13 protein-coding genes are annotated in these 12,809 nt (G+C 43.4%); 6 read left to right on the top strand and 7 right to left on the bottom strand.

The annotated features are described in order from the left end of the window. Positions 1-30: 30 nt before the first annotated feature. Genes CLV32_RS08390 through sppA form a run of 5 tightly spaced genes read right to left on the bottom strand, consistent with a single transcriptional unit; the run spans position 31 to position 5,607 of the window. On the bottom strand, positions 31-543 hold the full coding sequence (locus tag CLV32_RS08390; protein WP_133554383.1) for a SixA phosphatase family protein: 513 nt from the start codon (positions 541-543) through the stop codon (positions 31-33). Further along, entirely contained in the window at positions 536-1,537 is a 1,002-nt protein-coding gene (locus tag CLV32_RS08385) for a glycosyltransferase family 9 protein (protein ID WP_243732267.1), read from the bottom strand. Before CLV32_RS08385 ends, CLV32_RS08390 begins: the two co-directional genes overlap by 8 nt. Positions 1,538-1,540: 3 nt before the next feature. Then, positions 1,541-2,143 carry a DUF4254 domain-containing protein gene (locus CLV32_RS08380; RefSeq protein ID WP_133554381.1) on the bottom strand — a complete coding sequence of 201 codons (603 nt, stop codon included), beginning with the start codon at positions 2,141-2,143 and terminating at the stop codon, positions 1,541-1,543. Next, entirely contained in the window at positions 2,124-3,821 is a 1,698-nt protein-coding gene (locus CLV32_RS08375; RefSeq protein WP_133554379.1) for a DNA polymerase/3'-5' exonuclease PolX, read from the bottom strand. The genes CLV32_RS08380 and CLV32_RS08375 overlap by 20 nt, the downstream gene beginning before the upstream one ends. A gap of 16 nt (positions 3,822-3,837) precedes the next feature. Then, a complete protein-coding gene (gene sppA, locus CLV32_RS08370) occupies positions 3,838-5,607 on the bottom strand; it encodes a signal peptide peptidase SppA (RefSeq protein ID WP_133554377.1) in 1,770 nt (589 codons plus the stop codon). A gap of 53 nt (positions 5,608-5,660) precedes the next feature. Between sppA and folK the strand changes: the two genes are divergently transcribed. Together folK and CLV32_RS08360 are read left to right on the top strand one after the other, a co-directional pair. After that, positions 5,661-6,155 (top strand): 2-amino-4-hydroxy-6-hydroxymethyldihydropteridine diphosphokinase, encoded by a 495-nt coding sequence (gene folK, locus CLV32_RS08365; protein WP_133554375.1) that lies wholly within the window; start codon positions 5,661-5,663, stop codon positions 6,153-6,155. 17 nt (positions 6,156-6,172) lie between these two features. Then, a complete protein-coding gene (locus CLV32_RS08360) occupies positions 6,173-6,550 on the top strand; it encodes an Hpt domain-containing protein (protein WP_133554373.1) in 378 nt (125 codons plus the stop codon). Here the strand turns inward: CLV32_RS08360 and pssA are convergent. Both pssA and rho read right to left on the bottom strand, forming a co-directional pair. Then, complete coding sequence (gene pssA, locus CLV32_RS08355; protein WP_133554371.1) at positions 6,545-7,228, bottom strand: CDP-diacylglycerol--serine O-phosphatidyltransferase; 684 nt, start codon at positions 7,226-7,228, stop codon at positions 6,545-6,547. The two genes, CLV32_RS08360 and pssA, sit on opposite strands and share 6 nt — an antisense overlap. A gap of 6 nt (positions 7,229-7,234) precedes the next feature. Continuing rightward, positions 7,235-9,139 carry a transcription termination factor Rho gene (gene rho, locus CLV32_RS08350; protein ID WP_133554369.1) on the bottom strand — a complete coding sequence of 635 codons (1,905 nt, stop codon included), beginning with the start codon at positions 9,137-9,139 and terminating at the stop codon, positions 7,235-7,237. A 334-nt stretch (positions 9,140-9,473) separates the two neighbouring features. On the opposite strand from rho, the gene pyrF reads away from it, so the two are divergent. The 4 genes from pyrF to CLV32_RS08330 are packed head-to-tail and all read left to right on the top strand — an operon-like array spanning position 9,474 to position 12,744. After that, a complete protein-coding gene (pyrF, locus tag CLV32_RS08345) occupies positions 9,474-10,304 on the top strand; it encodes an orotidine-5'-phosphate decarboxylase (RefSeq protein WP_133554367.1) in 831 nt (276 codons plus the stop codon). Beyond that, positions 10,301-11,203, top strand: a complete 903-nt coding sequence (locus CLV32_RS08340; RefSeq protein WP_133554365.1) for a DMT family transporter — start codon at positions 10,301-10,303, stop codon at positions 11,201-11,203. The genes pyrF and CLV32_RS08340 overlap by 4 nt, the downstream gene beginning before the upstream one ends. Positions 11,204-11,240: 37 nt before the next feature. Next, positions 11,241-12,521 carry a DUF2851 family protein gene (locus tag CLV32_RS08335; protein ID WP_133554363.1) on the top strand — a complete coding sequence of 427 codons (1,281 nt, stop codon included), beginning with the start codon at positions 11,241-11,243 and terminating at the stop codon, positions 12,519-12,521. Between the two features lies 1 nt (position 12,522). Next, the gene (locus CLV32_RS08330) at positions 12,523-12,744 is read left to right on the top strand and encodes a PspC domain-containing protein (RefSeq protein WP_133554361.1); all 222 of its coding nucleotides are present in this window, start codon (positions 12,523-12,525) and stop codon (positions 12,742-12,744) included. Positions 12,745-12,809: the final 65 nt, after the last annotated feature.

The raw sequence follows: 12,809 nt of genomic DNA, 5'->3' as shown, positions 1-12,809 counted from the left end.
TTCTTGTAATCACAAGCTGTGTTGTTTTGATTAATCCCGGGCAGGTGTAAACGGATGCTCCGGATAATCAAATAACAACATGGTTCCTGTGTTAGCACTAATTTCTGCCCAGGCGTCGGCATTAAAATTAATAACGACAACGCCAGCTGTAGGAACATCATAGATATCAGCATCTGTTAGCGTGAGCGCCAGCTGCGCTACACCTGGATTATGACCAAACATTGCCGCCTTTACAGAACTGTCAGGAAGCGCGTTCACTGCTTTTAGCAGCGCTTTCAGTGGCGCTTCATATATTGATTCGTCAGTAGTGATAGCCTGCTTATCCATGTTCCATACCTCAGCAAAGATCTCGCAGGTCTGTAATGCTCTTGGCGCAGGGCTACTCAACAAATAATCGGGAATTAAAGCCCTGATCTTCATTCTTTCGGCCATTTCTGCCGAATTATTCCGACCACGTTCAGTCAGGTTACGCTCAAAGTCGCTGCCGTCCGGATGCTGGTTTTCAGCTTTGCCGTGTCGTACTATGATTAGTTGTTTAGCCATGGTTCAATTTTTGAAATACTTTATCAAGGATCTGCTGTTCAGGCAGGTTGTTCATGCATGCAAAATCACCACGGTAGCATGGCACATTTCCGTATACAGAACACGGTCTGCAATAGAGATCAATCTGTACAGCATCATCCATCTGTTGTCCGTAACCCAGGAAACCAGTAAACGGGTGCGTAGCGCCCCAAATGCTGACTACAGGGATGTCTTTCAGTGCAGCCATGTGCATGCCCGAAGAGTCCATGCTGATCATCAGACTGAGTTTTGAAATCAATTCCAGTTCTTCCGCGAGATTCATCTTCTTTATAACAGATTTGATGTTCGGATGTTTTGACTCCCAATCTGCGGCCACGACCGCTTCGGCGTCGGTTCCACCGAAAATAAACAATTGATAACCTGCAGTTGCGAGCTTCAGTACTACCGCTTCCATCTTATAGAGCGGGTAAACTTTCTGGAGATGTTGCGCAAAAGGGCTGACTCCGATCCATGGGCTTTCCAATGATGATGTCAGCTGCTTTGTGTCTTGCTGTAATGTAAAAGGAAAACCCAAAGCATTGAATACATCCGCATAGCGCTGTACGGTTTGTTTTAGTGGCTTAAGCTCTTTGTTAAATTTGCGTGTCAGCTTTTTTTTCTCAGCACGTCCTTTGTCTAATTTTTGGATTTTGCAGCCGGTAAGGAAAAACAGGATTCTGATTAGGCTACTGCGCAGATTATTGTGCAGGTCTGCAACATGCGTTATCCGCTGCTTTCTAAGTTCCATAAACAGCTTAAAAAGGCCGAAGAATCCTTTGTGCTCCTTTTTAGGGGCGAAAGGATGGAAAGCAACATTTGGAATAGCACTGAAAAAAGGCTGGAAGAGCGTGCGACTTGTTACAGTGATCTTAACATCGGGGTGAGCCGTTCTAAAATCACGAATTACTGCTGCCGACATGGCTACATCGCCCATCGCCGAGAATCGGATAATCAGCATATGTCTGGCCTCAGCCATGACTTATTTGGCGTTGTATAAAACGGGGTTCAATGTTGGATCGTTGTACATCTTCATCTGTTTATAGACCTTCATATACTTATGACCGCTTTTGATATCTGTAACCAGTTCATCGAGACTTTGCGAAAGGTCGGTCCGCTGACTGAGCAGAATGTTTAATTTTAATGTAGTTGCCTGAACATGTTCATCACTGGCACCGGTTCGTTGCGTCTCCTCTTGCATGTGGAAGATTTTTAACGCCAGAATACTAAGACGGTCTACGACCCAGGCCGGACTTTCCGTGTTAACTCTGGCATCCGGCAGGGGAGTACTATCTTTAAATTCCTCAAGGAAATAGCTGTCGATATATTCTACCACATCCGTTCTTTCCTGATTGGACTTATCAATACGTCTTTTCCATTGCAGACCTTCTACGGGATCGATGTCAGGATTACGAACTACATCTTCCATGTGCCATTGCGCAGTATCAATCCAGCATTTTAAATAGAGCAGATGCTCCAATGTTTGCAAAGGATACGTGTTATTTATCGGCTGGTCGATGTTATCATTTACATGATAATCAAGGATTGCCTCTTCAAAAATGCGGTTACACAGACTGCTGATCATGCTTCAAAGGTATGGATAATTTTTTTGAAATGGCTTCGAGCGATAGGGCGTTGAGGCACATTGCTGCTTCCAGGCCCCCTTTTCTGGCCGTGAGGACACCATAATGCGTATCATGAAATCCATCGGTGCGGTGCGCATCCGGATTGATAGAGAGCATCACTCCTTTTTCTATTGCGTAACGGTGCCATCTCCAGTCGAGGTCCAGTCGCAGTGGATTCGCATTGATTTCTATCACCACATTATTGGCTGCACAGGCATCAATTACTTTAGCATAATCTATGGGATAACCTTTACGGCTGAGTAATAATCTGCCGGTAGGGTGCCCTAATATAGTTGTGTATGGATTTTCAATAGCTCTAATCAGTCTGGATGTAGCTTTTTCTTCATCCATGCGTAACTGGCTGTGCACCGAAGCTACAACAAAATCAAAAGTCTTTAGGATTTCATCCGGGTAATCTAATGAGCCATCATACAAGATATCACTTTCTATTCCTTTCAGGATTTTGAATGGCGCCATTTTGATATTCAGCGCATCAATTTCCTGATGCTGCGCATAGACCCTTTGTTCATTCAATCCGTTAGCATAAAATGCAGACTTAGAGTGGTCGCAAATGCCAAAGTACTCCAGGTGCAACTCATTTTTACAATAGCTGGCCATTTGTTCCAGCGTATGCACGCCATCAGACCAGGTAGAGTGGTTGTGCAGGCTACCTTTCAAGTCCTTATACTCAATCAGTACCGGAAGCTTATTTGCTTTGGCCAATTCAATTTCGTTAAGTGCTTCGCGCAGCTCAGGTTCGATGTAGGCAAGACCTGCCTTTTGATACAGGTCTGCTTCACTCGAAAACGGTCCGTTGCCGGCAAGTTTGAGCAACTCGGTAACGTGCGCTTCATTTCCTGTGGCCTTAAAAAAATCGATAACAAATTCAGCAGCAGGAACCAACTGAAGGGTGATATTTAAACCAAAAGCACTAATGCCATGGTATAAATCATCAGCCGTATGCTCAAAGGGAATTAGTTCAAAAGTCTTTAAGCGATCCTGGATCAACCCGATGTTTGTAGCACCAGCAACAATATTAATTTCTTCGATAATCTCACAGCGACGCCTATAAGCACCGGCGACATCTAGTTGTACCTCTGAATCAACCTCCTGAAGCCAAATGAGCAGTTCCGAGTGGAGTGTGCTCACCAGCAGATCTACCTGGGCGTAAAGAAACTTACCCTGGGCGGCCATTTTAAATTCAATAACCTTACGAATCTCTTCCTGAGTCTTTAATCCGAAGCCCTTTGCCTCAATCAGTCTGTTTTCATTGCAGGCATAGTATAGCTCACCGATACTTTCTATTCCCAGCTCTTTCCAGATTACGACAATCTTTTTTGGGCCGATACCTTTGATGCCCAGCATCTCTACGATACCGTCAGGCGTTTCGGCAAGGATATTTACCAGATCCTGAATCTGACCTGTTTGCAATAGTTCCCATACTTTTGCCGACATTGATTTGCCGAGTCCATCAATGGTTGCTATTTCTTCCAGCGTTTTCGTCTGGATGGCAAAGGGAAGTTTATCTATTTTAAAAGCAGCATTTGCTACAGATTTAATCTTAAAAGAATTCTCATTATGCAGTTCCATGAGCTGTGACAGCAAACGGAAGGTGCGGGCTATGGCTTTATTTTCCATGAAGTATTGTCGTAAATTATTTTACACTGATCTCGTAAGGCAAGCGTGTCTGGATACCAGAATTGACAAGCGTTTTTTTCATCTGTTCGTAGATCATGTAGTTCTCGCCAAATTCCTGCTTAGCATAATATACACGGATATTGTCTTTAGCATCCGTCAGGAACTGATTTAGCGGATCAATTTTTTCAGGGTATTCCACTACTCTGTATTCTTTGATTTTTGCTTTTTTACCAGCTGCAGTAATGGCATCCTGGAAGCTACCAAGTCGGTCGGCAAGACCTATTTTGATCGCATCCGTTCCAATCCACACATGTCCGCCGGCGATGGCATCAATCTGCGCTTTAGTTTTCTTCCTGCCTTCGGCAACCCTCGTTAAAAAGGTGTCGTACACATGGTTTACACCAGTTTGCACAATAACACGTTCAGCAGGTGTTAATGGTCGGGTAGTGCTCATGATATCAGCATATTGACCCGTTTTTACGCCATCAAAGGTGATACCCAATTTGTTGTTCAGCAGGTTTTTAAAATTGGGGATAATGCCGAATACACCGATAGAACCAGTGATAGTATTAGGCTGCACAAAGATTGAATCGGCAGCCACGGCCATATAATAACCACCCGATGCGGCCACATCGCCAAAAGAAGCAATTACAGGCTTAACTTTTTTAGCAAGGACAACCTCACGCCACATCACATCCGAAGCCAGCGCACTTCCACCACCAGAGTTTATGCGCAGAACAATAGCCTTGATTGATGTATCCAGTCTTGCTTTGCGGATGGCACGGGAGATTCTTTCAGATCCAATAGAAGATTCAGAACCCTCGCCACCAACGATATCGCCATTGGCGAAGATCACAGCAATTTTATTTTTCTGCGTAAAGCTTTCCGCAGGGGTACTTTCAGCATAGTCGTTTATAGACACAGTATTTAATGGATCATTGCCAGATTCCCTGCTGATTTTTCTCAGCTCATCCAGGATCTCATCCTTATACCTTAAACCATCAATAAGCTTGTAGGTAAGTGCATCTTTAGCACTTTGTATCTTATAGACATTGGCATAGTTAAACAATGTGTCTTTGTTGATCTTTCTAGACTCGGAGATACCTTGTAAAAAGGTGTCGTACAAGCCACCAACATAGGCTGTTACCTGTTTGCGGTTGTAGTCGCTCATCTTATCCGTAATAAAGGGTTCAACAGCGCTTTTGTAATTACCTACGCGGATGATCTGTGCTTCTACGCCCAGCTTTTCCATAGCACCCTTAAAAAAGGTAAGTTCAGAGCTGAAGCCCTTAAACTCCAGGTCGCCCTCAGGGTTGAGGTACACCTTATCTGCTACCGAAGCCAGATAATAAGCATCCTGAGTATATACTTCGCTATAGGCTATGATTGGTTTTTTGCTTTTTTTAAAATCAATCAGGGCGTCGCGGATTTCCTTTAACGTTGCTTTGCCTGCGGTAGGAGCCGTAACGTTGATGTAGATACAGGTAATTCTATCGTCAGTTTTAGCACGTTTTAGCGATTTGATCACATCCGTAAAACCGATAGTCTTGGTATCGCGTGAGCCGATGATCGGCAGGTTTTCAAACCTTTTGATGGGCGTGCGCTCCAGGATAGTCTGATCAAGATTCAGGAAAAGGATAGAGTTGGAAGCAATTTCTACTTTTTTATCTTCACTGAGTGAGGAAACGAGGCCGATGAGCAGTGCCAGGCAGAGTACAAAGATGACAAATACAGAGAGGATCACTCCGACTACTGTGGCAAAAACATATTTAAAAAATTCTCTCATGTGAAGGTTTAGTGTTTAATTTGTAAATATATGAATTCGGCTGTGCTATAGATATGGAATTGGATACAAAACTGGTGTATTTGTTACTTGGTAGCAACATGGGGGATCGGGCAGCTTTACTTGCCGAGGCCATCCGGCATATTGGCCTGCGAGTTGGGGAATTGGAGGCTGTCTCATCAATTTACGAAACTGCGGCCTGGGGGAAGACAGATCAGCCTGGTTTTCTGAATGTTGCTATTTGCGTGGCGACAGCATTTACTGCTGAGGAGGTTCTTGATGAAGTGCTGGCTATAGAACTGCAGATGGGGAGAGTACGAGAAGAACGCTGGGGGTCCCGGATTATTGATATCGATGTAATTCTGTATAGCGATGAAATAATAAGTATTCCGAATAAATTGCAGGTACCCCATCCGGAGATGCAGCACCGGCGTTTTGTGCTCGAACCTTTAAGTGAAATTGCAGCAGTGGCCTTTCATCCCCAGTTGCATAAAACTGTTCAGGAATTATTAGTAGATTTAGAAGATAATCTGGCAGTTTGGAAAATATAAATAGCTAATTTTGTTTTATGATCGATAAAGAAAGAAACTTAACTCCGCTGGATTTAACCTATCTAAGGGACATGTCTGGCAACAGTATAGAGTTTATGATCGAGATGATTGATATGTTCAAGCAGCAAACGCCTTTGTATATTGATGATCTTGAGCAGGCGTTATTTGAAAGAAACTGGGCGAAGGTTTCCAGTTTTGCGCATAAGATAAAACCAACCTTTGCTTATGTTGGGCGGGAGGATGCAAAAGACCACATGCAAATGATGGAACATAATGCACGTGATCTGAATGATGTTGAAGAATTGGCTACCGCTTTTAAAGAGTTAACTGAATTTACCAAAGTGCTTTATGCACAGCTTGACGCAGCTAAGGCTGATCTGGAAAAACAATTATAGACTACTATTCTTCCTGAAATGCAGGATTGAGGTGCTGATGTAAAGGATCAGCACAAAAGGTATTGCTGCAAATTTCAATACTGCAATCAATATTGCAGAAGCGATCAGGAATATAAATTTCGTTTTATTCTCCGCCCATTTCATGGAGCCGAATTTCAGTGAGAAAATTCTAATCTCACTTACCAGCAGCCAGCACATCAATACCGTGATTGATACCAGGAGCAGGGTTGAGTTGATCAAAGCAGGATAATCTTTTTGTATAAAAGGCAAAGACACGATAAACAAAGTATTCATTGGCGTATTGAGTCCAATAAAATCTTCAGTCTGGCGTTCATCGATGTTGAATTTGGCTAACCTCAGGGCCGAAAATATCGTGATCAGGAAGCCGATAAAAGGGAGGTAAGGCGAGGTGAAATCACTCATGTCGAGTAATTTAAACATCACGACACCAGGCAGGAAACCGAAACTTACCATGTCGGCAAGGGAGTCCAGCTCTTTTCCCATCGGGGATTTGACATTCAATAACCTTGCAGAGAATCCGTCGAAGAAATCGAAAATACCCGAAATGAGTACCGCATACGCTGCAAGGTCAAGTTGGCCTTGAAAAGCAAAAACAACCCCTATACAGCCCGATAACAGGTTAGCGCATGTTAGTGCATTAGGGATTTGTTTTTTCATAAATAATTAGCTGTTCATAGAAATCAGGAATTCCTCGTTTGACTTGGTGTTCTTGATCTGCGCCTGAACAAATTCCATAGCTTCCTGAGCATTCATATCTGCCAGGTGATTTCTAAGGATCCACACACGTTGGAGCGTATCTCTATCATGTAACAGATCATCTCTTCTTGTGCTTGAAGCGGTGATATCAATAGCAGGGAAGATACGTTTGTTAGACAGTTTACGATCCAACTGAAGTTCCATGTTACCAGTACCCTTGAATTCTTCAAAGATCACCTCGTCCATTTTAGAACCAGTGTCCGTTAATGCTGTAGCGAGGATGGTTAATGAACCACCACGTTCGATATTTCTTGCTGCTCCGAAGAAGCGTTTAGGTTTGTGTAAAGCATTTGCATCCACACCACCAGATAAGATTTTACCCGAGGCAGGAGCTGTAGTATTATAGGCGCGTGCAAGTCTGGTGATAGAATCCAGGAGGATTACCACATCATGACCACATTCTACCAGGCGTTTAGCTTTTTCCAATACGATATTGGCAATTTTTACGTGACGTTCAGCAGGCTCATCAAAAGTTGATGCAATTACTTCGGCACGCACACTTCTGGCCATATCTGTAACCTCCTCAGGACGCTCATCAATCAAAAGAATGATCAGATATACCTCAGGATGGTTTTTAGCGATTGCATTGGCAACCTCTTTTAGTAAATTCGTTTTACCCGTTTTAGGCTGAGCTACGATAAGACCACGCTGTCCTTTACCTATAGGAGTAAAGAGGTCAATAATCCGTGTAGAATAGTTATTTGTTTCTGTGAACAGGTTTAAGCGTTCCGTAGGAAACAACGGTGTAAGGTAATCGAAAGGAATTCTATCTCTAACATCAGCAGGCAGGCGTCCGTTGATGGACTCTACGCGTACCAGCGGGAAATATTTCTCGCCTTCTTTTGGAGGGCGGATGCTTCCTTTCACAGTATCTCCGGTTTTTAGACCAAAAAGTTTGATCTGTGACTGAGAAACATAGATATCATCAGGAGAAGACAGGTAGTTGTAATCTGCAGATCTTAGGAATCCGTAGCCATCGGGCATAATTTCAAGAACACCCTCGTTTGTGATGGTATTGTCGAAATCCAGATTTGAGTAACTGTTTTCGTTTTGTTTATGGTTGTTGTTGCCGGGAACATTCTGGCCTTGCTGTTGCGTTTTTTGTCTGTTGTTATCTTCCCTGGCCGGTCTCATTTTGCGTGCCTCAATATCGGCAGCAGTAGGAAGCTGGGGCTCAGCAGGAGCAGTGGTAGCAGCAACTTCTTTTCTCGGACGTTCCTGACGGGCAGGGCGATCAGTGCGTTCTGAACGCTCTCCACGCTCTCCACGGTCTGTGCGATCATTACGCTCAGTTTTTTCCGGTCGTGCTTCAGTAGCTGTTTCCGTTGGCGTTTCCGTTGAAGTATTTTCATCCGTTGCAGCAGCAACAGGTTCCGCTACTTCCTGGCGCGCTGCACGTGGAGCACGTTCAGCAGCCTGTTTACGTGGAGCTACTTCGGCAACTTCAGGTTCAGTAACTGCGGGAGTTTCCCGTTGTGCCGTGAATTCAGGGGCGAAGGGTTGTGACTGGCTATCTACATCGAACAGAGAACCTCTGTTGAACGTAGGTTTAGGGGTGTCAGGATCATCCTTTGCAGGGATTCTGGTCCGTTTTCTTACCGGTTTGTCTGCCGAACCTGCTTTAGCTATTTTAGCTTTAGGGGTTTTCACTTCTTCGGTAGATTCAACCGGACTTTCTTTTTCTTTAATCTGAGCAATGATTTCTACCAGTTCTGCCTTTCGTAGATCATCGGCGTTAAGGATGCCATGGGACTTGGCTAGCTCGCGCAGTTCTGCTGTAAGCTTTTCATTTAATTCTGTTTTATTAAACATTATATAGGTGTAGAGAAATGTTGATGTAAGTATTTGTCATAGGATAGCAGCTATGCTATAGTTGATGTAACATAAATTTTTTTGAGTATATACCGAAAAAGGTTTCAAATGAACGAAGCAAAGAATGCGGTTTTAGAATGTAGTAGAACTAATTTAAATGAGATTTTTTGACTGTTCAGAAGAACAAAAAAGAATTTATATTGCAATTGTATGTATTTGTAAACTAATCTCCAAAAAAATATAGAAATTATTGTAAAGAATTTACAATAGCAATTACAAAAAAGCGTGTCAAAAGGTTTTAAATTTTGTCATATTTGCACACAAATCACGTCTGATGAACAAAAGAGAACTATTTGCGCAGATCCAGGAAAAAAAATCTTTCCTGTGTGTCGGTTTAGATCCGGTAATGGAAAATATCCCTAAACACTTGTTAAAGTACGAAGATCCGATTCTTGAGTTCAACAAACAGCTGATTGATGCTACAAAAGATCTTTGCGTAGCCTACAAACCTAACACAGCATTTTACGAAAGTATGGGTTGGAAAGGTTGGAGAACCCTGACTGAAACCTGGAAGTACATTCCTGAAAATATTTTTACCATTGCCGATGCTAAGCGCGGTGATATTGGGAATACTTCGGCTATGTATGCGGAGACCTTTTTTAATAGGGAGAAGTCGGAGATGGGCTTCGACGCTGTTACTGTAGCACCTTACATGGGTGAAGATTCCGTAGGCCCATTCTTAAACTATAAGGATAAATGGGTGATCCTATTGGCGTTGACCTCAAACAGCGGGCATAAGGATTTTCAGGTTCTGGAAACTGGCGGTCAAAAATTATATGAAACCGTTATCAATACTTCTTCAGGCTGGGCTACTGCCGATCAGCTGATGTACGTTGTTGGCGCTACACGGGCAGAAGAATTTAAACAAGTGCGTAAGCTTGCTCCAGATCATTTTTTGTTGGTTCCCGGTGTTGGTGCTCAGGGCGGAAGTTTAGCCGACGTATGCGAATACGGACTTAATGATAGCTGCGGATTACTTGTTAACTCATCCAGAGGAATTATTTACGCCGGCAAGGGAGAAGACTTTGCCGAACGCGCAAGGGAGGAAGCATTAAAGCTCCAGCAGGAAATGGAACAGATCCTCCTCAGTGCAGAACTAATATGACCGCTAAAAAGCCCGATATCAGGTTGATCCTGGCCCTATTAGGCGTAGCGATCATCTGGGGGACTACATATTTGGGAATTCGGGTAGCTGTGCAGACTATACCGCCCTGGTTCGTTACCACCATGCGGCAAACGTTGGCATCAGTAATCCTGTTGATCTATCTCTTAAAAAACAAAGAGTTGAAATGGATAGGCTGGTCGCATTTTGGGCGACAAGTTATCCTGTCTATGTTGATGATTGTGATAGCCAACGGGCTTACTACCGTTGCAGAGAAAAATATCTCAAGCGGATTGGCATCGCTGCTAAGCTCATTATCACCATTACTTGTTTTTGTTGGTGGCTTGGTTTTTGGAACACAAAAACCCTCCCTTAAGGGTATTATCGGAGTAGTTCTGGGACTGCTGGGCGTAATATTCATTTTTAGAGATGGCCTGCAGGATTTCCTCATTCCCGCTTACAAACATGGTATCTTGATCATGTTTGTGGCTGTGTGTGGCTGGTCTGCAGGAACAATCTATATCAAAAAACATACGCATAAGTCACCGAACATCTTTCTCGATTTATTTTACCAGTTCGCTTTTTCCGCAGTTGTGCAGTTTATCCTGGCCATGATATTTTCTGGAGACACCAGTCCGTCCACCTGGCGCCTGTCAAGTCTCGGTGCCGTAGTATATCTAGGTGTCTTCGGCTCAGTACTCGCCTTTTTCTGTTACCACTATGCTTTAAAAAGGGTGACAGCTGTTCAGGCTTCAGTATTGAATTACGTCAATACAATCATTGCGATATTGCTGGGTTGGTTAATTCTTGATGAGGTAGTTACGATCGATACCTTTATTGCGGCCTTTCTAATCATCGCAGGCGTATTTATGACGAATTACAATCGCGCAGCCGTAAAATAAATATGTAAAAATTGGTTCAGCCGAACTAATTTTACCAATGGCAATAAACGAAAACTTTTTAAGTTTTCTCTGGCAATTCAGGCTGTTTACCGCACAGCCGTTATACTGCGTTGATGGAGAACGGTTACGGGTTATCCATCCTGGCTGGCTGAATACCCACGCGGGGCCAGACTTTATGCAGGCGACGCTGGAGATAGGCGGTGTGCGATGGGTTGGGAATGTAGAGATTCACGTAAATGCATCAGACTGGTTTTTACATAATCATGAGCTGGATAAAAGTTATGATTCTGTAGTATTGCATGTGGTCTATGCGCATGACCGGGCTATTTACCGGGGAAACCAGACGCTGATTCCGGCGTTTGAAATCAAGGAAATTTTCGACGTACGCTATCTGCAACAGTATCAGCAACTGATTAATGAGCGGACAGTTTTTCCGTGCGCAGCACAGGTTACGCATGTAGATCCACTAACCGTAAGCTGGATGCTCAGCAGAGTGCTGGCAGACCGGCTGGAACGCAAATCAGATGAACTATTACAGCAAGTTAAGCATTTACAGGGCGATTGGGAAGCAGCACTTTATCATTGCCTGGCCAGAAGTTTTGGATTCAAGACTAATACCGTTCCCTTTGAGTTGCTTGCCGCTTCTTTGCGACATCCAATCCTGGTTAAGCACCACCGGGATCCGTTGCAGGTAGATGCCTTGATTTTTGGGCAGGCAGGTTTTTTAGCGGGAGCATTTGAAGAAATCTATCCCCAGCAACTTCAGGAAGAATATAATTACCTGCGGAAAAAATGGCGACTTGTGCCGATTGATGTATCACTTTGGAAATTTTTACGCATGCGGCCAGCTAGTTTCCCTACTGTGAGGCTTGCTCAATTTGCGGCACTAATGTGGAGAACTCCGGTACTTTTTGCAGAACTGATGCATTGCAGGGAGTTACATGAACTGCATCATTTTTTTGAGCAGCTGAGCACAGCATCTTACTGGGATCACCACTATACGTTCAAAAAAGTAAGTGCCGGTGCACATACGCATATGGGGATTTCTTCCGTTAACAGTATTTTGATTAATGCTTTTTGTATTGTGCTTTATAGTTACGGGAAGCATACAGCGAACCAGGAATATAAAGACCGGGCGATTTCCTTTCTGGAGGAGATTGCAGCCGAACGGAACCATTTGGTGGACAGCTATGCCGAAAACGGGATCAAGATTGAAAATGCATTTGACAGTCAGGCGATCCTTGAATTAAATAAATACTATTGTAGTCAGAAAAAATGTTTAAATTGTGGTATTGGAGTTAAACTGTTAAAACGATAAGATGTTCCAGAGAGTCATTACCTATTTTGAGAAACAAAGTTTTGGTGTTTGCACGTATCTTGCAGAGCGTCTGGACATATCCATCAGTAAGATCCGTCTATTCTTTATCTACGCTTCTTTCCTTGCGGTTGGGTTTCCCATTGTGTTTTATATCCTTGCCGCAGTGGTGTTGGATGTGCGGCACTATATCAAGAAAATCAGATTGCGCATCTGGGACGTCTGAAAATTGTATTTATATAACTCAGCACATACAACTATATATTTTATATTTGTTGATTATTAATACTT

Source organism: Pedobacter duraquae (assembly GCF_004362245.1).
Lineage (GTDB): Bacteria > Bacteroidota > Bacteroidia > Sphingobacteriales > Sphingobacteriaceae > Pedobacter > Pedobacter duraquae.
The sequence above is the reverse complement of the archived record's forward strand: the minus strand, read 5'-3'. Positions and strand labels throughout refer to the sequence as shown.

What these genes read in the sequence shown, in the direction of transcription:
- CLV32_RS08390 (WP_133554383.1), bottom strand. Translation starts at nt 543, where the DNA reads ATGGCTAAACAACTAATCATAGTACGACACGGCAAAGCTGAAAACCAG.
- CLV32_RS08385 (WP_243732267.1), bottom strand. Translation starts at nt 1,537, where the DNA reads ATGGCTGAGGCCAGACATATGCTGATTATCCGATTCTCGGCGATGGGC.
- CLV32_RS08380 (WP_133554381.1), bottom strand. Translation starts at nt 2,143, where the DNA reads ATGATCAGCAGTCTGTGTAACCGCATTTTTGAAGAGGCAATCCTTGAT.
- CLV32_RS08375 (WP_133554379.1), bottom strand. Translation starts at nt 3,821, where the DNA reads ATGGAAAATAAAGCCATAGCCCGCACCTTCCGTTTGCTGTCACAGCTC.
- sppA (WP_133554377.1), bottom strand. Translation starts at nt 5,607, where the DNA reads ATGAGAGAATTTTTTAAATATGTTTTTGCCACAGTAGTCGGAGTGATC.
- folK (WP_133554375.1), top strand. Translation starts at nt 5,661, where the DNA reads ATGGAATTGGATACAAAACTGGTGTATTTGTTACTTGGTAGCAACATG.
- CLV32_RS08360 (WP_133554373.1), top strand. Translation starts at nt 6,173, where the DNA reads ATGATCGATAAAGAAAGAAACTTAACTCCGCTGGATTTAACCTATCTA.
- pssA (WP_133554371.1), bottom strand. Translation starts at nt 7,228, where the DNA reads ATGAAAAAACAAATCCCTAATGCACTAACATGCGCTAACCTGTTATCG.
- rho (WP_133554369.1), bottom strand. Translation starts at nt 9,139, where the DNA reads ATGTTTAATAAAACAGAATTAAATGAAAAGCTTACAGCAGAACTGCGC.
- pyrF (WP_133554367.1), top strand. Translation starts at nt 9,474, where the DNA reads ATGAACAAAAGAGAACTATTTGCGCAGATCCAGGAAAAAAAATCTTTC.
- CLV32_RS08340 (WP_133554365.1), top strand. Translation starts at nt 10,301, where the DNA reads ATGACCGCTAAAAAGCCCGATATCAGGTTGATCCTGGCCCTATTAGGC.
- CLV32_RS08335 (WP_133554363.1), top strand. Translation starts at nt 11,241, where the DNA reads ATGGCAATAAACGAAAACTTTTTAAGTTTTCTCTGGCAATTCAGGCTG.
- CLV32_RS08330 (WP_133554361.1), top strand. Translation starts at nt 12,523, where the DNA reads ATGTTCCAGAGAGTCATTACCTATTTTGAGAAACAAAGTTTTGGTGTT.